Consider the following 22,531-nt stretch of genomic DNA (forward strand, 5'->3'; position numbering starts at 1 on the left):
GTGTGTATAATATGCTGATTACAAAGGAAATCGACTATTCATTGAGAATGCTTTCAGCGCTGGCCTCCGGGGAGCAGATGACGATGGGGGATATATGCAGTCATGAATGGGTACCTCAGCAGTTTGGCTATAAGATTTTGAAGAAACTTGCCAAAGCCGGTATGGTGGATATCACCCGGGGGAATGGCGGAGGATGCCGGATTTGTTGTGATTTAGGGCAGGTGACGCTTTATGAGCTGGCTCAGGCCATGGGCAGTGAGACCCGGATCTCAGCCTGTATGGAGGCAGGGTACAAGTGTTCCAGAAGACAGCAGAATCATAACTGTTGTGTTATTCACAATAATTTGACAGATATTCAGCGGGTGTTGGAAGATGAATTAAAAAAGCATACGCTTGGCGGCTTGATTGGAATTTGATTTGATTGGAAGAAAACCTGTTCTTTTTTATACGACAAAAGTGGATAAAATTTATCAAATTTAATTATGAATATGAAAAAGGAGGAATTGCGATGTATTTTAAGACGACAGAAGCTCATGAGGAATTCCGTCAGATGATTCGGAAGTTTGCGGAAGAAGAGGTTAAGCCTTACGCTTTTATGATGGATCAGAATAATGAATTTCCGATGGAAGCGGTAAAGAAAATGGGAGAGATGAATCTCATGGGTATTCCATATCCGAAGGAATATGGCGGCGCCGGTCTCGATGTCATGAGCTATGCGATTGCCGTTGAGGAATTGTCCCGGGTGGACGGCGGTACGGGCGTTATTCTCTCAGCCCATGTGTCCCTTGGCAGCTGGCCGATTTTTGCCTATGGTACGGAAGAACAGAAACAGAAGTATCTTGTGCCTCTGGCAAAGGGTGAGAAAATCGGCGCTTTTGGTCTGACTGAGCCGAATGCAGGTTCAGATGCGGGCGGTACGGAAACGACAGCAGTTCTTAAAGGGGATTATTACCTGTTGAACGGCGGCAAAATTTTCATCACAAATGCACCGAAGGCAGATACATATGTCGTCTTTGCTGTGACAACACCGGATATCGGAACCCGCGGCATTTCTGCATTTATCGTGGAAAAGGGATGGGAAGGATTTGAGTTTGGCGACCATTATGACAAGATGGGTATTCGTTCTTCCTCCACGGCAGAATTGATTTTCAATGATGTTAAAGTTCCGAAGGAAAATCTTCTCGGCAAGGAGGGCGACGGATTTAAGATCGCCATGTCTACTTTGGATGGCGGACGTATCGGTATTGCTTCCCAGGCCCTTGGTATTGCTCAGGGCGCCTTTGAGAATGCACTGGAATACTCCAAGGAGAGAGAACAGTTTGGCAAACCGATCTGTCAGCAGCAGACGATTTCCTTCAAACTGGCCGATATGGCGACAAAGCTTCGCTGTGCCCGTATGCTGATCTACAGTGCGGCGGAATTGAAGGAATATCATGAGCCGTACGCCATGGAAGCGGCGATGGCGAAGATGTATGCTTCCGATATCGCCCTGGAGGTTACCAATGATGCTCTTCAGATTTTCGGCGGCAGCGGTTTCCTGAAAGGTATGGATGTAGAGCGGGCATACAGAGATGCAAAGATCACGACGATTTATGAAGGTACGAATGAAATTCAGAGAGTGGTTATCGCTTCTCATCTGATCGGCAAACTGCCGAAATCTTCCTCCGGCGGCGGAAGCCGCAGCGTGGCAAGAAAACCGGCTGTGACGGGTATCCGCAAGAAGATGATCTTTAAGAGCGGCAGCGCGGAAGAGAAGGTGGCTTCTCTTGTTGAAAATCTGAAAAAAGATGGTTATGACTTCAGCGTAGGTATCGCAATGGATACGCCAATCAGCCAGGCGGAGCGTGTTGTCAGCGCAGGTAAGGGTATCGGCGAAAAGAAAAATATGAAGCTGATTGAAAAGCTGGCAGCGGCGGCAGGCGCAGCGATCGGTTCCTCCCGGCCGGTGGCTGAAACATTGAAATATGTTCCGATGGACCGCTATGTGGGTATGTCCGGACAGAAGTTCCTAGGCAATCTCTATATTGCCTGCGGTATTTCCGGAGCAAGTCAGCATCTGAAAGGTATAAAAGATGCTTCGACAATTGTGGCGATCAATAAAAACGGCAACGCGCCGATTTTCAAAAACTGTGACTACGGCATTGTCGGCGATGTGATGGAGATCCTTCCATTGCTGGCGGAGGCACTGGATAACGGCGAACCGAAACAGCCGGCGCCGGTACCGATGGTTAAAATGAAACGCCCGACACCTCCGAAGCCGGAACCGATCGGAAAGAGTTATATCTGCAGCGGCTGCGGTTATGAGTATAATCCGGAGATCGGCGATGAAGAGAGTGAAGTAATGCCGGGAACATTGTTTGAGAAGCTGCCGGAAGAGTGGGTTTGCCCGGAATGCGGCGAAGGCAAAGAACAGTTTATTGAAGAATAGGAGGAAGAGCCATGTATTGTGTCAGAAATGTGACAGAAGATTTATATTGGATTGGTGCGAATGACCACCGTTTATCATTGTTTGAAAATATTCACCCGATTCCGGAAGGAGTTTCCTATAACGCATATGTGTTGATGGATGAAAAGACGGTTCTTTTTGATACCATCGATTGGTCCTCCTGCCGTCAGTTCCTTGAGAATCTGGAACATGTTCTCAACGGGCGTCCTCTGGATTATATGGTCATTAATCATATGGAGCCGGACCACGGCGCTTCCATCGAGGAAGTGCTTCTCCGCTATCCAGATGTGACTATTATCAGCACGGAAAAAGCATTTATGCTGATGCGCCAGTTTGATTTTGACATTAACGGCCACACACTGGATGAAGTCAAAGAAGGGGATACCCGGTGCTTTGGAAAGCATACGGTAACCTTCGTGGCTGCACCGATGGTACACTGGCCGGAAGCCATGGTTACCTTTGATGTGACAGACGGCGTTCTCTTTGCGGCAGATGCCTTTGGTTCCTTCGGCGCGCTGGACGGTAAGCTTTTTAATGATGAAGTGAACTTCGACCGGGATTGGATTGATCATGCGAGACGTTATTATACCAATATCGTCGGCAAATACGGCCCGCATGTACAGCTCCTTTTGAAAAAGGCGGCAGGCATTGTCAATGACATTAAGTATATCTGCCCGCTTCACGGCCCGGTTTGGCGTTCTGATTTCGGATATCTGCTCGATAAATATCAGCATTGGAGCACTTACGAGCCGGAGGAAAAGGGCGTTATGATCGCATATGCTTCCATGTATGGCAATACGGAAGCGGCGGCTCAGGCTTTGGCGGCAAAACTCTGTGAAAAGGGAATGACGAATGTGGTGATGTATGATGTATCCAACACCCATGTGTCCTATCTGATCTCCGAGACTTTCCGTTTGAGTCATATTGTCCTTGCCAGTGTGACCTATAATCTGGGAATCTATCCGGTAATGCATAATTATCTGATGGATATGAAGGCTCTGAATCTTCAGAACAGAACATTTGCCATTGTGGAAAATGGATCCTGGGCCTGCAAATCCGGCGATCTGATGGAGAAATTTATTCAGAATGAAATGAAGAATATGACGGTACTCAGCAGCCGGCTGTCTCTGGCCTCCACATTGAAGGCGGAGAAGGCGAATGAGCTGGATGTACTGGCCGATGCCATCATTGAATCTATGGAAGAAGAAAAAAATAAATAATTAAATGGGAATACCCGATATTTTCCGCCTTTGTCTGCGGATGAATATCGGGTATTTTTACGAATAAATCAAATGTCCGGCACACATACTATTCAGGAAATTTGAGGATGGAGTGTGACAAATGGGCAGAAGTCGTGGAATAAATGTGTATGAAGAAGCGTGGGAGCAGTTGACCCGGGAAAAGGCTTTTGAGGGCTATGTGCCGGAGCGGGTCTGCATTTCCCTCAGCCAGAATGGGGAGACTATCTGCCGTCCGACGGTGCTTCCGGGGGAATATGTCAGTCAGGGACAGGTGATCGGAGAGGCGGATTCCGAGGAAGATGCCTGCGTTCACGCAAGTGTTGCCGGGTATGTGGAGGAGATAACAGATTATCAGAGGGCTCCCGGTGTGTTTGAGCCTTATGTGAAAATACGAAGAGAGAGGGAAAAAGCCGGGGAATGGCATCCCTTTGCCGTGGATTTTGGAAGGAAGGCGATCGCCCGGGCAATGTACAGAATAGGGCTGCCGAAAAAAAGACTGCCGAAGTCGGAGATATTGATCGTCAATGGTTTTGCGAATGAACCCTATATTACTTCCGGGTACCGCCTGATGATGGAAAGTCCGGGAAAAATTGTGATCGGGGCGATCCTCGGAGCGATGGCAGCGGAAGCGGAGGTCATCTATATATGTATCAATGAGGATGCTTTTGACGCCGTTGCGCGGATGAAGCGGACCGTGCAGAAATATGAAAAAAACATGGGAAACCGGCGACCTCTGTGGGTGGTATCCATGAAACGCCGGTATCCTAACGGCAATGAAAAAATGATCTGCAGAGAAGTGCTTGGGCGGGGAAAGAAAAAGGCGGCCGTAGTCAGCGTGGCGGAGATGGCGGCCCTCTATGACGGAGTTTACGATGGAGAACCCTGGACCCGGGTGGGGATTACGGTCTCAGGGGAGGTTTCCGCCCCGAAAAACCTGTGGGTCCCTATAGGGACAAATGTTCAGGATATTATTAATTATTGCGGAGGAAAGCCTGAGGAAGCGGTGATCGTCCACGGAGGGCCCCTGGGAGGGCGCACGGTGGACGGGCCAAATACCTGGGTGACCCGGGAAACCTGCGGCCTGCTTGTGTTGAGGCCGGCCCGGACCTTTGTTTCCCCGTGTATCCACTGCGGTTTGTGCCGCGAGGTATGTCCGCTCGGATTAATGCCGGATAAGATAGAGGAAAAGTATATATCCGGCGGAGAAATTCCGGAAAAACTCCGGGCCTCGGAATGTATTAAATGCGGCCTGTGCTCCTACGTGTGTCCCTCCGGCAGACGGCTGACCGAATATATCGGACAGGTGCAGAAGGGGCGTATAAGAGCAAAATCCGCCAGAACAGAAGGGGACAGTCCGGGGGATTACATCGATATTCCGGAAGATAAAAAGATATTCCGGCATTTAAAACCGTTGGAGCGGACGAGTCAGAGCCCGCCCCATATTCACCGGCGGGGAACGATTTACGATATGATGAAACAGAGTATTTTCGGCCTTCTTCCGTTAATCGGGGCGGTTTTTTATAAACATCCGGGTCAGAGCGTCCATTTGGCCGGAATGTTTCTTGTCGGAATTCTCTGCGCGCCGCTGGCAGAATATTTTTGGCAGGTTTTTCGAAATGAATATGTATCTGTCAGGGACGGCTCTGCGGTTTTTACAGGGCTGCTGCTGACCCTGCTGTTTCCGCTGAATACGCCTTTTTGGAAGGTGGCCTTGGCTTCAGTTACAGCCATTATTCTGGGAAAACAGGTTTTCGGCGGCATTGGAAGATCGCTGATTCATCCGGTGCTCGTTGGAAAAATGCTGTTTTCACCCTTTGAATTGCCGATGATCGAATCTCTCTGGCCCTTTGCTGTCCTTTCACTTCTGTGGATGTGCCTGCGGAGGATGTGTCCTGCAGTCTACCCGTTGGTTTTTCTGGCGGTTTTGAGTATTGGAAACAGCGGAAATCTTTTGTCGGCTTCCGTATGGCTGGCGGCGGCCTACTTGATATGGAGTTATGAGACGATGCCGCCTTCCAGGGCAGGACGGTGGATATTTGCCCTGTTATCCGCTTTGCTGACCCTGTTATTCCAATCTGCCGGGCTTGGAGCAGGCAGCGTTTTTTTTGCTGTGGCCTGCATGGACATGGCCGTGCCTTTTTTAGAATTTCCAACTGTGAAAAGAGTTTAAAAAGCCTTGCCTTTTTCAGGGCAACCCCCTATAATATTAATGATATTGAATGGAGGAAGCCATGGAAGAAAGACGACGGAGAGCAAAAAAAATAGAGGTCCCGGAAAAAAATTCTTTAGAGAGGACTGCTCTGGAGAAAACCGCTTCGAAGAGAAGCGTTTCGGACAGGGATCATTTGGATAGACGAAAAAAAGTAAAGAAAAAAAGGACTGCGGATGGGCGGCAGAGCGGCCGGAGACCTTCGGCCTCCCGGCCGGAAACTGCCGCAAAAAGACGCACGGCATCGTCAAAAAAGAGAAGAAAACGCCGTTCAGGCAATATTTTCGGGCGCATTATCCAGGTACTTTTGGTGATTGCCCTTGTCTGTGTTTTGTTTTTTGTAGTGCGGAATTTTGGAGAGGGAAATAAGCTGAATAATAAGGGGCTGGACGCCTATGCGCAGGCGGACTATGAGATGGCCAATGCCTATTTTGCCAAAGCGATCGAATATGACGGCGGAAACGGCGAGTATTATATGAATCAGGGAATGGCGCAGAGTGAATTGAAGCTGTATGATGATGTGATGGCCTCTTTTAATAAGGCGCTGGAACTGATGAAACGGGATAAGGATATCCAGCTTGTACATCGGGCTATGGGAATCTCTTTGCTCTATCAGGGAAATTATGATGAGGCGCTGGAAGCATTTGATAAGGCGCTGGATGGAAAGGAGAGCCGTTTTTCCGGCACGGAAATTGATGTGCTCTATTATAAGGCGGAAACCCAGGATAAAGCGGGCAGATATGTGGATGCGGTGATGACCTATTCCCAGATCGTGGATGCGGAAAATTCAGCGGATGCGTACATGCTGCGGGGTATGGAGTATGTCAAGGTCGGCGACGGCACCAGTGCGGAGGCTGATCTGCGGACGGCAATTAAAAAAGATAAAAAGAATTATGAAATATATCTGGCACTCTATGAGGCTTTGATGGCCCAGAATAAGACGGAGGATGCCAAAGCGGTGTTAAATGAGGCGCTGGAGCTTGGCGGCAGCCGGGGCAGGGATTTGGTGAATCAGGGGAATATCTATCTGAAGCTTGGAGATCTGACGGCGGCGGAAGAGAAGATTCAGAAGGCGCTGGATAAGGGGGAGATCTCTGCAAATCTCAGTATGGCCGAACTTAATATGGCTAAAACTCCGGGGGATTATGCGCTGGCCTGTCAGTATTTTGAGACTTATCTGGCTTCGGTTACCGGTGATGCCGAGGCGTATAATTCCTATGGTTTATGTCTGATGGAGATGGAAGATTATGATAAGGCGGAAACGATTTTTACCCAGGGCGTTGCGTTGAATAACCGCTTGTTGGATAGAAACATTTCCAAAAATCAGATATCTGCTGCCGAACGGGCCGGACATTGGGAAAAGGCTTTGGAGTATATTAATGTCTATCTTGAAAAGTATTCGGATGACTCCGCCGCGGTGCGGGAGAAAACATTTATTCAGACACGAATCCGGTGATGGAAGCCTGCTGTCCGGCAGAACAGTATAACCGGCAGATGGTAATGGCCGGCAGGCCGGAATGGAAGAGGTAATATGGCAGAAGTATATGAAACAAAAAAATTGACGGAGAGGGTAGTGCTGGTCGGCGTTGCTTTTCAGGAGGGCGACGATACGGTAAGCTCGCTGGATGAGCTTGCGGAACTGGCGGCCACCGCGGGAGCTGTAACTGTCGGCAGATTGATTCAGAACCGGGAGGCGCCTCATCCGGGAACTTATCTCGGCAAGGGCAAGATTGAAGAGCTGAAACAGCTGATCTGGGAGGAGGATGCCACAGGCATTATCTGCGATGATGAATTGTCTCCTGCCCAATTGGCAAATCTCCAGGATATGCTGGATACAAAGGTGATGGATCGAACATTAATTATTCTGGATATTTTTGCCCAGCGGGCGTCGACACGGGAAGGGAAGATTCAGGTGGAATTGGCCCAGCTTCGGTATCGCGCAACCCGGCTGACCGGCCTCGGACAGTCTTTATCCCGGTTGGGCGGCGGTATCGGCACAAGAGGGCCGGGTGAAAAAAAGCTGGAAGTGGACCGGCGTCTCATCCGCGACCGTATTTCCCAGTTGAAGCAGGAGCTGGAAGCGGTGAAACGCCACAGGGAAGTTGCCCGTCAGCAGCGCAGTAAGAATCCGGTTCCGGTGGCAGCTATCGTGGGCTATACCAATGCGGGAAAATCTACCCTGCTGAATCAGCTTACGGGGGCGGATGTTCTGGAGGAGGACAAGCTGTTCGCCACATTGGATCCGACGACCCGGAATTTAAAACTGGACAGCGGTCAGGAGATTTTGCTGACGGATACGGTTGGTTTTATCCGAAAGCTCCCGCATCATCTGATACAGGCCTTTCGGAGTACGCTGGAGGAGGCAAAATATGCCGATATCATTCTTCATGTGGTGGATGCTTCAAACCCGCAGATGGATGTTCATATGCATGTTGTTTATGATACGCTGAATCAGCTGGAAGTCGGCGATAAGCCGGTGATCACTTTGTTTAATAAAATGGACTGTGTCGCAGAGGCGGATGCGGTGATGAAAGATTTCCGGGCGGAAAAGACGTTAAAGATTTCAGCGAAGCAGGAAATTGGCCTGGATGACGTGAAAGAGGCGATGGAAGACATTTTGCGCCGGAGTAAAATACTTATTGAGAGGGTGTTTGCCTATCCGAAAGCCGGGGATATCGCCGTGATTCGAAAGTATGGCCAGCTTCTGGAGGAGGAATATCGGGCCGACGGCATTTTTATCCGAGCCTATGTGCCGAAGGATGTTTACGCCCAGTTGGAATTTTAATTGAACAGACCTATAAAAAGCCTGATAGGGAAGCGGAAAAGCCGCTCCCGGTCAGGCTTTGTTTATGTCTGAATACGCTGCGGAAACTTTAAATCGTTTCCGGCATGGTTTTTTGATTAAACACCTCAAAGATCGAGCTGTTATTCTTTTTAAAGGTTTCGAAAATAACGTCCTCAAGGACATCATCCGATGTGGAATCCATACCGGAAATCAGATTTTTGATGACCGGGATAAAGGTAAACCACATAATGCAGCTATAGAGGTTGATGCTGGTATTATCATGATAAATGCGGTTGCACATTTCATGGCCGATATGATAGATCGTCTTTTCATAACGGTGAATATCGGCGTCTAATTCATGGATATACTGATAGCCGTACATCGTCAGCTTGGTTGCCAGCTTTTGATGACTGATAAAGCTGGGATCTTTAACAATTTCATAATTTTGCTCTTTGGCAATGCGCTCCACAAGCTGGTTTAAAAACTCGCTGTTGTTCACATAGGCAATGAGGGAATCCTTATTGATATCTGTTTTTAATATTTTTTCCACCTTGTCGAAGCTCTTATTATATAAGGCGATGTCATAACGGATATTTTCGAATTCTTCATCCAGGATCTCCAGAGTGGCGGCCAGACGGTTCAGCTTGCGCTTGACGCTCATCGGCGGTTCATAAAAGGACTTGTAGCCGAGACCGTGTTCCACTTCCGCCCAGGCATGCTGGAGGACGGTACGAATCTGAATTTCAAAACGGATGTCCTGAAATTTTTGATATTCTACCAGCTCGCATCGATTATCCGTAAATTTAACGACCACATGAAGGGAATTGTAGCCGAATTCGATGCGGCTGCCCCGTTCTTTTTTTCTCTTGTCCACAATCTCGCATATTTCAAAAGTTTTTTCTAAAAGGTCAAAAATCGTATCCACATCATTTTCAAAAAGGGTAATAATGCGGACGCCGAGAACATCGGTGATCTCATCGAGATGAGAATATTTATTTTTATACATAACTTTGTTTCGAAGTGCGTCTTCCGATTTGATTCGGATAGCCATGTTGGAAATCTTGATGTGATTGACTTCCAGCAGGGTGTTGATTATGTCATTCACATCGTGGGAAAGCTTTTTGTAAATGTCAATATTCTGGTAGTATTCAGACATAATCGTTGATAATTGTTCATTCATAGTCTTGCTCCGTTCTTAAAGTTTTAAGATATATAAGTATTTTATCATATATTTATTAGTTTGGGTAATAAAAAATATGCGCTCATAATTATAAGGTTTGACGAATATCGGCCGGATATGGTATACTTTATCGCGCGAAGCGCGTCCATGCGAAGCATCTGAAATACGGGATAGAAGGGGGATAATAATGAGTTACGCAGATAAATTGTTTATAGATATGTGCCAGGATATTCTGGATCACGGATACAGTACGGAAGGAGAAAAGGTCCGCCCGAAATGGGAGGACGGCAGCTATGCCTATACGATCAAACGGTTCGGCGTGGTGAACCGCTATGACTTGTCCAAAGAGTTTCCGGCGCTGACTCTGCGCCGGACAGCGTTTAAGAGCGCAGTGGATGAAATACTCTGGATATGGCAGAAAAAGTCGAATAATATTCATGACTTGAAGAGTCATATATGGGATGAATGGGCTGATTCGGACGGCTCCATCGGCAAAGCCTACGGCTATCAGCTTGGTGTGAAGCATCAGTATAAGGAAGGCATGATGGACCAGGTGGACCGGGTGCTCTTTGATCTGAAGGAGAATCCTTACAGCCGTCGGATTATGACGAATATTTATGTACATCAGGATCTGCATGAGATGAACCTTTATCCATGTGCTTACAGCATGACTTTTAATGTGACGGATGATAAATTGAACGCAGTGCTGAATCAGCGCTCTCAGGATATTTTGACGGCCAACAACTGGAATGTGGTTCAATATGCGGTGCTGCTTCATATGATTGCCCAGGTCAGCGGTTTGAAGGCGGGAGAACTGGTGCATGTCATTGCCGACGCCCATATTTATGACCGGCATATTCCGCTGGTGAAGGAACTGATCTCAAGGGGAACCTATCCGGCGCCGGACTTTTGGATCAATCCGGAGATCAAAAACTTCTATGATTTTACAACGGATGATGTGCGGCTGGATAATTATAAGACCGGGCCGCAGATCAAAAACATCCCGGTAGCGGTTTAGGAGGAACGGAAGATGAATATTATTGTGGCGGTGGATAAAAACTGGGCTATCGGTTATCAGAATAAACTCCTGAACAGTATTCCTGAGGATATGAAATTTTTCAGAGAGACGACCACAGGAAAAGTGGTCGTCATGGGACGGAAAACGTTGGAAAGTTTTCCGAACGGCCGCCCTCTGAAAAATCGGACAAATGTGGTCATCACCCGGCAGAAGGGTTATGAGGTGCCGGGAGCCGTGGTTGTCCACAGTGTGGATGAGGCCATGGATTATCTGAAGAACTTTAAATCCGAGGATATTTATGTCATTGGCGGCGCGAGTATTTATGAACAGATGCTGCCTTATTGTGATGTGGCCCATGTGACGGTGATGGACTATGCCTATCAGGCAGATACATGGTTTCCGGATCTGGATGCCATGGAGGACTTTGTTGTCGCTGCCGACAGTGAGGAAAAAACCTATTTTGATTTGGAATATTGTTTTAAAATGTATGTTCGCAAGTCAAAATTGAAAGAAATTATTGATTTTATGGATTAATAAGACTATAATTGGTTCATTGACGAATATATGTATATACAACGAATGGAGGAATTGTTATGGAAAAGAAAAATATGGACTGGGGGAATATCGGGTTCGCTTACCATACAACGGATCAGAGATATGTTGCGGATTATAAAGACGGACAGTGGCAGGAAGGCTATATGACCGGGGATGCAACGATCGTGCTGAATGAATGTGCCGGCATCCTTCAGTATTGCCAGGAAGTTTTTGAGGGGTTAAAAGCTTATACGACAGTGGATGGAAGTATTGTTACTTTTCGGCCGGATTTAAATGCAGAGCGTATGATGGATTCCGCAAAGCGGATGGAGATGCCGCCGTTCCCAAAGGAAAGATTTATTGAAGCTGTCGAAAAAGTTGTCGCGGCAAATGCGGCCTGGGTTCCTCCTTACGGAAGCGGTGCAACTTTGTATATAAGACCTTATATGTATGCTTCAAGCCCGGTTATCGGTGTCAAACCGGCAGAGGAATATCAGTTCCGTCTGTTCTGTACACCGGTAGGTCCATATTTTAAAGAAGGCGCAAAACCGATTACTTTATGTGTCAGTGATTTTGACCGTGCAGCTCCTCATGGAACGGGTCATATCAAAGCCGGATTAAACTATGCGATGAGCCTGCATGCCAATGTGACGGCCCATGCCAACGGTTTTGACGAAAATCTTTTCCTTGATCCGGGAACACGTACTTATGTTGAAGAGACGGGCGGAGCCAACTTCCTCTTTGTCACAAAGGACGGAGAGATCGTTACCCCGTTGTCTGATTCCATTCTTCCATCGATCACAAGGCGTTCTCTCGTATATGTTGCCGAGCATTACCTTGGATTAAAGGTTACTCAGAGAAAAGTAAAATTGTCCGAGTTAAGCGAATTCGCGGAATGTGGTCTCTGCGGTACGGCTGCCGTGATCTCTCCGGTAGGAAAGATTGTAGACCACGGCAAAGACATCTGCTTCCCAAGCGGTATGGAAGAGATGGGACCGATCACAAAGCAGTTATATGATACCTTAACCGGTATCCAGATGGGAACTATCGAAGCGCCGGAAGGCTGGATCCATAAAATTGTGTAATTAAATACTGGATAAATAGACAAAAAGCATTCTCTGTTTTGGGCGGAGGATGCTTTTTTTAAAATAGGCATATAAGGATATTGACAATTATTATATATTGTAATATAGTGTTCCTGTAAAGAAATACTAAGAGGTGATAAAATGGATTTGAACGACGCTTTGATGTGTTTTGGACTTACACGGCAGGAATCCTCTTTATATTTAACGCTGTTGTCTGACGGGGCGCTGACGGGATATGAAGCGGCGAAACGCACGGGTATTTCCAGGTCCAACACCTATACGGCGCTGGCCTGCCTGGTGGATAAGGGAGCGGCCAGGCTGATGGAGGGAACCCCGGTACGTTATATTCCTGTGGATATTGAAGAATTCAGCAATAATAAGATAAAGCGCCTGGAGCAGGTAAAAAGGTTTTTGAAAGAACAGCTTCCGGTGCGGACGGAGGCTATGGAAGGCTATATTACCATTCAGGGAGACGTCCATATATCGGATAAGATCTGCCATATGCTGGAAAATGCGGTGTATCGGCTCTATTTTTCGGGGGAAAACCAGACAGTGGACAGTTACCGCCGGATTCTTGAACGGCGGGCGGCGGAGGGACTGAAGGTGGTTATCATTACGAATCCGCCTTATGAGCTTCCAAATGCCCGGATTTATCTTGCTGAAAGGAAACCGGGGCAGGTAGGCGTTATCGTGGATTCGGCCACAGTGCTGACAGGGGATGTGGGCAACGGAGAACAGTCCGCGTGTCTGTATTCCGGAAAGAAAAATCTTGTGGATCTGTTTAAAGACTCATTGAGCAATGAAATAAAAATAATCGAACTGACAGGAAGGAATGAATCAAAATGAAGAAAGTCCCGTTTGTGACAAAGGAGCAGCTGGAAGAAATGGTAAAAAAATATCCGACGCCATTTCATTTATATGATGAGAAAGGTATTCGCGAAAACGCCCGTAAAGTGAATGCGGCTTTTTCGTGGAATAAAGGATTTAAAGAATATTTTGCGGTGAAGGCGACGCCAAATCCATATATTTTACAAATTTTAAAAGAAGAGGGCTGCGGTTCAGACTGTTCTTCGCTGACGGAACTGATGATGTCCGATGCCTGCGGATTCAGCGGCAGTGAGATCATGTTTTCCTCAAACGCAACGCCGCCGGAGGAGTTTGAGATGGCGGCGAAGCTCGGAGCGATTATCAACCTGGATGATTTTACCCATATTGATTTTGTGGAAAAGGTGTTGGGAAAACTGCCCGAAACCATGTGCTGCCGTTTAAATACGGGCGGAAATTTTGAACTGAGCAACGGTATCATGGATACGCCGGGAGAAGCCAAATACGGCTTTACAAGGGAACAGCTGACCGAGGGATATAAAAAAATGCTGGCGAAGGGCGTTAAACATTTCGGATTACATGCCTTCCTCGCGAGCAACACCAAAACAAATGAATATTATCCGGCGCTGGCCCGGATTCTTTTTAAAACCGCAGTTGAATTAAAAGAGGAGACGGGAGCATCCATTGAGTTTATCAACCTGTCCGGCGGCGTCGGCATCCCTTATCATCCGGATGAGGAGCCAAATGATATTATGGCGATCGGCGAGGGCGTGCGGCAGGCTTTTGAAGATATTCTTGTGCCGGCGGGGCTCGGCAATGTGGCAATTTTCACAGAAATGGGTCGCTTTATGCTGGCGCCTTACGGACATTTGATCGCCAGAGCTATTCATGAAAAACATATTTATAAAGAATATATCGGGCTGGATGCCTGTGCCTGCAATCTGATGCGGCCGGCGATGTACGGTTCTTATCATCATATCACCGTCGCAGGCAAAGAGGATGCGCCGTGCGACCACGTTTATGATGTGACCGGTTCTCTCTGCGAGAATAATGACAAATTTGCCATTGACCGGAAATTGCCGAAAATCGATATCGGAGATCTGATCATTATTCATGATACGGGCGCTCATGGATTTTCAATGGGTTATAACTATAACGGAAAACTCCGTTCTGCGGAAATTTTACTCAAAGAGGACGGAAGTACCCGGATGATCCGCCGCGCGGAGACTCCGGCGGATTATTTTGCAACCTTTGATTTTGACCATGTGATGGATACCTTATTGCGCGGAGCTTGACGAAGCGCACCCATGCGGAGCATCTGACATACGGGATGCCCGAATGGGTATAAGTATTTATAATTTATGTAAAAAAAGAAGCCATTGTCAAAGGCAGTTTGGAAGAACTGTCCGGGCAATGGCTTTTTCACGTAAGAAGTCCGGGACTTCGATTGTTACCGGGTCTGCTTAATGATCTCAATAAGTTCAGGGATCACTTTATGCAGATCGCCGACGATACCGTAGTGGGCTATGTCAAAGATCGGGGCCGAAGGATCCGTGTTGACGGCGATAATGATCTCAGAATCTTTCATGCCGACAACATGGGGAACTGCGCCCGAAATGCCGCAGGCAAAATAGAGTTTCGGAGTAACGGTTTTGCCGGTGGCTCCAACCTGATAATCTTTGGAAATCCAGCCTTCTTCTACGGCACCGCGGGAAGCGGCAATATTTCCGCCGAGGAGGCGGGCCAGTTCACGGAGCTTGTCAAAGCCTTCAGCGCTGCCGACGCCGCGGCCTCCGGCAACAAGGACAGAGGCTTCCTCAATGTTTGAATCAGCCAGACCGGCGTCTTCAATAAACTTAACAAGGCGGGCTTTGATCTCGCTGCCGTCGGAAGCCAGGGACAATGTCTTTGCGTTGGCCTGAATATCCGGCGCATTGCCCTCCAGAGGAAAGATGCCCGTAGAAAAAGTTCCAATCTGGGGTGTCGTATCCAGAGAGACCGAAGCATAAAGTTTACCGTCAAAAGCCGGACGTATAAAGAGCAGATCCTTATTGGATTCACGATACATAACATTAGTGCAGTCGGCGGCAATACCGAGATTCATTACCGCACTGAGGCCGGCACTCACTTCTCTGCCAAGAGGCGTGGAGCCGAAAAGAAAAGCGGAAGGCGCTGATTTCTCGATGACATCTTTTAAGGCGCTGATAATGGTTTCCGGAGAGTGGTCGGCGGCATCCGCGCAGATCACAGGAATTGCCTGAACGCCGGCTTCTTCCGCCAATTCGGATGCTTTGGCAAGTAATTCAAGGCTGACGCGTTTCGGCGCATTTTCAGACATTTCAATAAATACCCATATATCATTAAATTTTTCCATGATAGATCCTCCTATATAAAATGTTTCTCAAAGAGAATATCTGCCAGTTTCTTTGCCGATTCTTTTTCCGTTCCGCCTGCGATCCGCATGCCGGCCTCCTGTCTGGCGGCCGGGAAGAGGGCTTCAATTCGGGATGGGGAATGGAGATCTTCCGGTGCGATATTTAAGTCGGCATTGGATAAAACGGAGATCACCGCTTTTTTTGCCGCCATTTTTCCTTTGATGGTCACCGGCACCGGTTTATTGGCATCTTCTGTCACTGAGCATACAAGAGGAAAATCGGCCTGCCAGACATCATATCCCTTTCCTGCCTTCTGATGAATGGTAAGGCCCTTTTCTTCAATATCAATCTGAGAAGCATTGTTCAGAAGGCCGATATTCAGAAGCGCAGCCAGTTTTGCGCCGATCTGCCCGGTGGAACCGTCCAGGGAAGCCTGACCGCAGAAAATACAGTCGGGAGCGCCGAGATGCCGGACAGCGGCGGCAAGAACCTTAGCTGTGATAAGAGTGTCAGCTCCGGCAAAGGCTGTGTCAGTGATGCGTACCAGATGGTCAGCCCCCATACCGGCGGCTTCGCGAAGCTGAACTTCACAGGTTTCATTGCCCATGGTTAAAACGGTAATTGTTCCGCCGAGATTTTTTTTGAGTTCCACCGCTGCGGAGATGGCATGAACATCCACAGGATTCATCATTGTTCCGGCGCCTTCTCGTTCTACATTAAATGTTTGGTGATTGATTTTTATATCTGAGATGACAGGAACCTGTTTCATCAAAACATAAATATTCATTTTAATCCTCCTTCAAAACCAAAATAGTAATTATTATTGATATTATAGTATATTTTTATTAAAGAATCAATTAAAAAAATAAATTTACATGCAAAAACACGAATATGTAAAAAATTAGCAGTTTCAATTTGAGACAATTTATGATATAATACTACCTGTATTTTGTGAGTTTTGCACATGACAGCTTTAATTCATCAAAGTTTTTATATGTGTGCGAATTAACGATATAGATATTAAGATTATGGGAGAGAGGAAAAATGGGAAAATACATAGTCAAGAGAATTGTATTGGCAGCTGTGACCATATGGGCAGTTGCAACCATTACGTTTTTTCTGATGAACCTGGTTCCGGGCGGACCGTTCTTGTCAGAAAAAGCCATCAGTCCGGCAGCCACAGCGGCTTTGGAAGCGAAGTACGGACTGGATAAGCCACTTAGCGAGCGTTATTTTACGTATATATCAGATGCGGCTCATGGGGATTTCGGGGACAGCCTGAAACAGCGCGGACGTACTGTTATGAGTATCATTACGACGAGGTTCCCTGTGTCCGCCGGACTTGGAGGAAGAGCAATCCTTCTGTCGCTTTGCCTCGGTATTCCGCTTGGCGTATTTGCGGCATATAAGCGGGGAACGGTGATCGACAGTATATTAAGTATCATTGCGACCTGCGGCATGGCGGTACCCAACTTTGTCATCTGTACATTGCTTTTGTACTTTTTGGGCGTTAAACTGCAGATACTTCCGACGTTGGGATTGACTACGTGGAACAGTTATATTATGCCGGTGGCTGCGCTGTCGGCTTATCCGACATCTTATATTATGCGGCTGATGCGTTCATCCATGCTGGACGTGCTGGGGCAGGACTATATGCGTACCGCCAAGGCCAAGGGCCTGAGTCAGAAGGTGTCTTTGTTTAAGCATGCCCTTCGTAATGCCATCCTTCCTGTAGTTACCTATGTGGGACCGATGGCGGCGTATACCCTGACAGGCAGTTTTGTTGTGGAAAAGATTTTCACCATCCCGGGACTGGGCGGAGAGTTTATCAAAGCGATCAATGGCCGGGATTATACGATGATCATGGGAACAACAATCTTCCTTGCCACGATCATGATCATTCTGAATGTGGTGGTTGATATTGTTTATAAGATTGTTGATCCGCGGATCAAGCTGAAATAGAAGGGGGAAAGTCAGATATGGAAAAGAATCCATTTAGTTTGCAATTAAAATTAAATCCCGATGACTTTCTTCCGGCAACGGATGAAGAAAAAGAAAGTCTTGTGGTGATGCGGGAGAGTGTCGGCTTTTGGAAAGACGGCTTCAGAAGACTCCGCAAAAATAAAGTGGCGATGGTCAGCCTGATCGTTGTTATCATCATTATGCTGTTCGCCTTTGTTGTTCCGTCCTTTTATCCGTATTCTTATAAGACCCAGATCAAGGGCGCCAATAATCTGAAGCCGATGGAATATTCGGTGGAAGAGCAGGAGCGGATCGATGCCGGGGAAAAGGTATTCCCCCACATCTTCGGAACAGATAAGATGGGACGGGATTATGCCATCCGTGTCATGATGGGAAGCCGTATTTCTCTTCTTGTCGGAATCGTGGCGGCGGCGATCATTTTGCTGATCGGCTCAATCTACGGTTCGGTGGCCGCTTTTGCCGGCGGATGGGTGGACCTGGTTATGATGCGTATTGTGGATATCATTTATACGATTCCGGATATCCTGCTCATTATTCTGCTGTCCTTTGCGCTGAAGGACCCTCTGGCGAAGCTTTCCCAGGTTCCGGGCTTTGGCTGGATGTCGGTTATGGGCGAAAACCTTATCAGCATTTTCGTTGTTTTTGCCCTTTTATACTGGGTCGGCATGGCGCGTATGGTTCGAAGCCAGGTGCTGATGCTAAAAGAGAGCGAGTATGTAACGGCGGCGAGAGCTCTGGGCGCTAAATCGGGAAGAATTATTAAAAAACATTTGCTGACAAACTGTATCGGAACGCTGATCGTTACGACAACACTTCAGATTCCGTCCTCTATCTTCACAGAAAGCTTCTTAAGCTTCCTCGGACTCGGTGTTGCGGTTCCGATGCCGTCCCTCGGAAGTCTGGCCAGTGATGCGATCAACGGATTGAATACAAATCCGCATCAGTTATTTATACCGGCGCTGGTGATCAGTTTGATCATTTTGAGCTTTAACTTGTTGGGCGATGGTCTGCGCGATGCATTTGACCCGAAACTTAAGAATTAGGAGGCGCGTATCGTATGAGTGAATATTTGGTAAATATACAGCATGAACGCCTTTCCTTTTTCACACCGGCCGGTGAGGTAAAGGCATTAAACGATGTATCGATACATTTGAATGAAGGTGAAGTACTCGGTATCGTTGGAGAGAGCGGTTCCGGGAAGTCGGTTACGGCTTACAGTCTGATGGGACTGACGGCCTACCCGGGAAAACTGATCGGGGGAAGCCTTGATTTTAACGGACATCATATTAATGATATGACGGAAAAGGATTTCTGCAAGATGCGCGGAAATGAAGTGTCCATTATTTTCCAGGATCCGATGACAAGTCTGAACCCGGTATATACGATTGGAAATCAGATTGAAGAGGTTATCCGCCTGCATACGGATAAAGATAAAAAACAGTCCCGCGAGCGGGCAAAAGAGCTGCTTGAGCTTGTAGGAATTAACGAGCCGGAGAAACGTTTAAAACAGTATCCGCACGAGTTGTCCGGCGGTATGCGCCAGCGAGTCATGATCGCCATTGCTCTTGCCTGCGAGCCGAAGCTTCTGATCGCCGATGAGCCGACGACAGCCCTTGATGTGACGATTCAGGCGCAGATATTGGAGCTTATGATGGAGCTTAAAGAAAAGCTCGGAATGGCCATCATTATGATCACCCATGATCTGGGTATTGTTGCAAGTATGTGTGAAAGAATTGCGGTTATGTATGCCGGAAGAATTGTTGAGTACGGCACGACGGATGATATTTTTTATAATCCGAAGCATGAATATACAAAAGGACTTTTAAAGAGTATTCCAAGACTGGATGCGACAAAGCATGAGCGGCTTGTGCCGATCGAGGGCACGCCGGTGGATATGCTCAATCCGCCGAAGGGATGTCCGTTTGCACCCCGTTGTGAGCAATGTATGCGGATCTGCCTGAGAGAGATGCCTCCGGTGACTGAGTTTGGTGAGATTCATTATACCCAGTGCTGGATGAATCAGAAGGCGCAGATGGAAGGGGAGGCAGCAAATGAGTGATAAGTTAGTACAGGTTGAGCATTTAAAGCAGTATTTTCCGGCGGGCGGTTTCGGAAAAAACAAAAAATATGTAAAGGCTGTGGATGATGTATCCTTCTATATTAACCGGGGTGAAACTCTGGGATTGGTAGGAGAGTCGGGATGCGGCAAAACGACGACAGGCCGTACCCTGCTCCGGCTGTATGAGCCGACGGATGGTAAAATTATCTATGATGGAAAAGTGATTTTTGATAAAGAAAAGAAGATTGCAGTCGATATGTTGGAATATCGCAAAAAAATGCAGATCGTATTCCAGGATCCATATGCCAGCCTTGACCCGCGTATGACGGTAGGAGACATTGTGGGTGAGGCGATCGACATTCACAATCTGGCGGCGAATAAGCAGGAACGCTATGACAGGATTATCCGGATTCTTCAGAGAGTCGGATTGAACTCAGAACATGCAAACCGGTATCCGCATGAATTTTCCGGCGGTCAGCGGCAGCGTGTCGGTATCGCGAGAGCTCTGGCGGTTGCCCCTGAGTTTATTGTCTGTGATGAGCCGATCTCGGCCCTTGACGTATCTATTCAGGCACAGGTCATTAATATGTTTGAGGATCTGCAGGAGAGCATGAATCTGACGTATCTCTTTATTGCCCATGACCTGTCTGTAGTAAAACATATATCGAACCGTATCGGCGTTATGTATCTTGGAAATCTTGTGGAACTGGCCGACAGCTATGAGCTGACGATGCACAGCATGCATCCTTATACAAAAAGTCTTATTTCCGCAATTCCGATCGCGGACCCGAAGACTGCGAGAGCAAGCAAACGAATCGCCCTGGAAGGCGATGTGCCGAGCCCTCTGAATCCGCCGTCGGGCTGCCGGTTCCGGACACGGTGTCCGTATGCGGATGAACAGTGTGCCTGTGAGGCGCCTGAGTTTAAAGAGGCTGCCAAGGGACATTTCGTAGCCTGTCATCATCTGGATAAATGTAATTAGCCGGTGAATAAAATGAGATAAGCACTTATGTGAAAACATAATGTTTATAAAAAAAGTAAAAAGGAGGAGAAGGATTTGAAAAAGAGAATTTTATCAATCCTGCTTGTTGCAACAATGGTACTCGGCCTTGCAGCCTGCGGCTCTAAAGAGGCAGAAACCAAGAGTGCTGAAACAACAGAAAGCGCAGAAAGCGGAGAAACCGCAGCACCTGCTGAAGCAACAGGCGAAAAAGAACTCAAGGTTCAGATTGGACCAAACCCTGAAACTATGGACCCTGCACTGAACAGTGCTGTTGACGGCGGCAATATGCTGCTGGAAGTATCCGAATGTCTTCTGATTGTAGACAAGGATGGACAGCTCCAGCCTGGACAGGCTGAATCCTGGGAGACATCCGAGGATGGTCTCACATGGACATTCCATTTAAGAGATGGTCTTAAATGGTCCGATGGCTCTGACCTTACTGCAAAAGATTTCGAATACAGCTGGAAACGTGTATGTGACCCGGAAGTAGCCGCACCTTATGCTGAAACTGTACTCGGCATGGTTAAAGGTTATGACACAGCTATCAAAGCCAAAGAAGAGGGCGGCGATATCGAAGCACTTGCTGTAACAGCTCAGGATGACAAGACACTTGTCGTTGAACTCAGCAATCCATGTACTTACTTCGGAAGCCTTGCAGCTTTCGCTACATTAAGCCCTGTACAGCAGGCAACAGTTGAAGCGAATGGCGATGCATGGGCAACTTCCGCAGAGACTTATATCTCTAACGGTCCGTTCCATATCACTGAATGGGTACCAAATTCTCATATCACAATGAGTAAGAACCCATACTACTGGAATGCAGATGCTATCAAACTTGACAAACTGACATTCGCACTGATCGAGGATTCCAATGCAGCTTACAGCGCATACCAGTCCGGCGAACTTCTTATGATCAAAGATGTTCCTACAGAGGAAATTCCAAGCCTTGAAGGAAACGAAGATTATTATGTAGATCCGATCATCGGAACATACTATGTAAGCTTGAACCTGAATAAAGAGCCGTTTAACATCAAAGAAGTACGTCAGGCATTAAGCCTTGCAATCGACCGTGATTATGTTGCTGAAACTCTGATGCAGGGTACATATACAGCAGCTACAAGCTTCATGGGCCCAGGCTGGGTTGATACAGATGGCAGCGATTTCCAGTCAAATGCAAATAATGGAGAACCATACATGGACAACTCCGACTTCGAAGCAAATGTTGAAAAGGCAAAACAGTTACTGGCTGACGCCGGTTATCCAAACGGCGAAGGTATTCCACAGCTGACATACTCCACAAATGATACAGGTTATCATAAAGTTGTCGCTGAGTACTTACAGCAGGCATGGGCAGAGATCGGTATCGATCTTAAGGTTGAAACTGTTGAATGGGCAAGCTTCACACCAATGCGTCGTAACGGCGATTATGAAATCTCCCGTAACGGCTGGGTAGGAGATTACACAGATCCTTCCAACATGATTGAACTTCTCTACTCCACAAACGGCAACAATGATGGTAAATACAACAATCCTGAATTTGATGCAGCAATCGACGAGTCCAGATCAACAATTGATCCTGAAGCTCGTTCCGCAGCTCTTCACAAAGCAGAGGATATCATGATGGAAGATATGGCTTGTCTGCCGATCGCATACTATAATGACTTCTGGCTGCAGAGTGATAAGATTACAGGTTCCTGGCATTCACCATATGGATACTGGCACTTTGAATATGCAGACATTGCAGAATAATTAAAGCAGTCAAATAAAGAAGAGGGCCTTGAAAATTCA

The 22,531-nt window shown here is 47.3% G+C and carries 19 protein-coding genes; 16 read left to right on the forward strand and 3 right to left on the reverse strand.

Going from position 1 to position 22,531, the window contains the following annotated elements; translation table 11 throughout:
• Positions 1-11 precede the first annotated feature (11 nt).
• From ACMN7X_RS00515 to hflX, 6 genes are all read left to right on the forward strand, one after another.
• Entirely contained in the window at positions 12-416 is a 405-nt protein-coding gene (locus ACMN7X_RS00515) for an RrF2 family transcriptional regulator (protein WP_418745558.1), read from the forward strand.
• A 92-nt stretch (positions 417-508) separates the two neighbouring features.
• Complete coding sequence (locus tag ACMN7X_RS00520) at positions 509-2,428, forward strand: acyl-CoA dehydrogenase family protein (RefSeq protein ID WP_418745559.1); 1,920 nt, start codon at positions 509-511, stop codon at positions 2,426-2,428.
• Positions 2,429-2,439: 11 nt separating this feature from the next.
• A complete protein-coding gene (locus ACMN7X_RS00525) occupies positions 2,440-3,666 on the forward strand; it encodes an FprA family A-type flavoprotein (protein WP_418745560.1) in 1,227 nt (408 codons plus the stop codon).
• Positions 3,667-3,787: 121 nt separating this feature from the next.
• Complete coding sequence (locus ACMN7X_RS00530) at positions 3,788-5,857, forward strand: RnfABCDGE type electron transport complex subunit D (RefSeq protein WP_418745561.1); 2,070 nt, start codon at positions 3,788-3,790, stop codon at positions 5,855-5,857.
• Between the two features lie 61 nt (positions 5,858-5,918).
• Positions 5,919-7,352, forward strand: a complete 1,434-nt coding sequence (locus ACMN7X_RS00535; RefSeq protein WP_418745562.1) for a tetratricopeptide repeat protein — start codon at positions 5,919-5,921, stop codon at positions 7,350-7,352.
• Between the two features lie 75 nt (positions 7,353-7,427).
• Complete coding sequence (hflX, locus tag ACMN7X_RS00540) at positions 7,428-8,681, forward strand: GTPase HflX (RefSeq protein WP_418745563.1); 1,254 nt, start codon at positions 7,428-7,430, stop codon at positions 8,679-8,681.
• Between the two features lie 88 nt (positions 8,682-8,769).
• On the opposite strand, the gene ACMN7X_RS00545 is transcribed toward hflX, so the two are convergent.
• On the reverse strand, positions 8,770-9,861 hold the full coding sequence (locus ACMN7X_RS00545) for a GTP pyrophosphokinase (protein WP_418745564.1): 1,092 nt from the start codon (positions 9,859-9,861) through the stop codon (positions 8,770-8,772).
• A gap of 187 nt (positions 9,862-10,048) precedes the next feature.
• On the opposite strand from ACMN7X_RS00545, the gene thyA reads away from it, so the two are divergent.
• From thyA to ACMN7X_RS00570, 5 genes are all read left to right on the forward strand, one after another.
• A complete protein-coding gene (gene thyA / locus ACMN7X_RS00550; protein WP_418745565.1) occupies positions 10,049-10,879 on the forward strand; it encodes a thymidylate synthase in 831 nt (276 codons plus the stop codon).
• Positions 10,880-10,891: 12 nt separating this feature from the next.
• A complete protein-coding gene (locus ACMN7X_RS00555) occupies positions 10,892-11,413 on the forward strand; it encodes a dihydrofolate reductase (protein WP_418745566.1) in 522 nt (173 codons plus the stop codon).
• A gap of 59 nt (positions 11,414-11,472) precedes the next feature.
• Positions 11,473-12,498, forward strand: coding sequence for a branched-chain amino acid aminotransferase (locus tag ACMN7X_RS00560; protein ID WP_418745567.1), 1,026 nt, complete (start codon positions 11,473-11,475; stop codon positions 12,496-12,498).
• A gap of 141 nt (positions 12,499-12,639) precedes the next feature.
• Positions 12,640-13,344 carry a TrmB family transcriptional regulator gene (locus ACMN7X_RS00565; RefSeq protein ID WP_418745568.1) on the forward strand — a complete coding sequence of 235 codons (705 nt, stop codon included), beginning with the start codon at positions 12,640-12,642 and terminating at the stop codon, positions 13,342-13,344.
• Positions 13,341-14,618, forward strand: a complete 1,278-nt coding sequence (locus ACMN7X_RS00570) for a diaminopimelate decarboxylase (RefSeq protein ID WP_418745569.1) — start codon at positions 13,341-13,343, stop codon at positions 14,616-14,618. Before ACMN7X_RS00565 ends, ACMN7X_RS00570 begins: the two co-directional genes overlap by 4 nt.
• 155 nt (positions 14,619-14,773) lie before the next feature.
• Here ACMN7X_RS00570 and ACMN7X_RS00575 read toward each other — a convergent pair whose 3' ends face one another.
• Both ACMN7X_RS00575 and ACMN7X_RS00580 read right to left on the reverse strand, forming a co-directional pair.
• Positions 14,774-15,697 (reverse strand): electron transfer flavoprotein subunit alpha/FixB family protein, encoded by a 924-nt coding sequence (locus tag ACMN7X_RS00575; protein WP_418745570.1) that lies wholly within the window; start codon positions 15,695-15,697, stop codon positions 14,774-14,776.
• An 11-nt stretch (positions 15,698-15,708) separates the two neighbouring features.
• Positions 15,709-16,485: an electron transfer flavoprotein subunit beta/FixA family protein gene (locus ACMN7X_RS00580; RefSeq protein ID WP_418745571.1), complete on the reverse strand. Its 777-nt coding sequence runs from the start codon at positions 16,483-16,485 to the stop codon at positions 15,709-15,711.
• Between the two features lie 257 nt (positions 16,486-16,742).
• Here ACMN7X_RS00580 and ACMN7X_RS00585 point away from each other — a divergent pair, with 257 nt between their 5' ends.
• From ACMN7X_RS00585 to ACMN7X_RS00605, 5 genes are all read left to right on the forward strand, one after another.
• Positions 16,743-17,660: an ABC transporter permease gene (locus ACMN7X_RS00585; protein ID WP_418745572.1), complete on the forward strand. Its 918-nt coding sequence runs from the start codon at positions 16,743-16,745 to the stop codon at positions 17,658-17,660.
• Positions 17,661-17,677: 17 nt separating this feature from the next.
• Positions 17,678-18,724: an ABC transporter permease gene (locus tag ACMN7X_RS00590; RefSeq protein ID WP_418745573.1), complete on the forward strand. Its 1,047-nt coding sequence runs from the start codon at positions 17,678-17,680 to the stop codon at positions 18,722-18,724.
• A 14-nt stretch (positions 18,725-18,738) separates the two neighbouring features.
• Positions 18,739-19,740, forward strand: a complete 1,002-nt coding sequence (locus ACMN7X_RS00595) for an ABC transporter ATP-binding protein (protein WP_418745574.1) — start codon at positions 18,739-18,741, stop codon at positions 19,738-19,740.
• Positions 19,733-20,722 (forward strand): ABC transporter ATP-binding protein, encoded by a 990-nt coding sequence (locus ACMN7X_RS00600; protein ID WP_418745575.1) that lies wholly within the window; start codon positions 19,733-19,735, stop codon positions 20,720-20,722. Before ACMN7X_RS00595 ends, ACMN7X_RS00600 begins: the two co-directional genes overlap by 8 nt.
• Before the next feature lie 75 nt (positions 20,723-20,797).
• Positions 20,798-22,492 (forward strand): ABC transporter substrate-binding protein, encoded by a 1,695-nt coding sequence (locus tag ACMN7X_RS00605; protein WP_418745576.1) that lies wholly within the window; start codon positions 20,798-20,800, stop codon positions 22,490-22,492.
• The last annotated feature ends 39 nt before the right edge of the window (positions 22,493-22,531 follow it).

It is taken from the genome of Frisingicoccus sp. (assembly GCF_048388605.1).
In the GTDB taxonomy this organism is placed as follows: Bacteria; Bacillota; Clostridia; order Lachnospirales; family Lachnospiraceae; genus Frisingicoccus.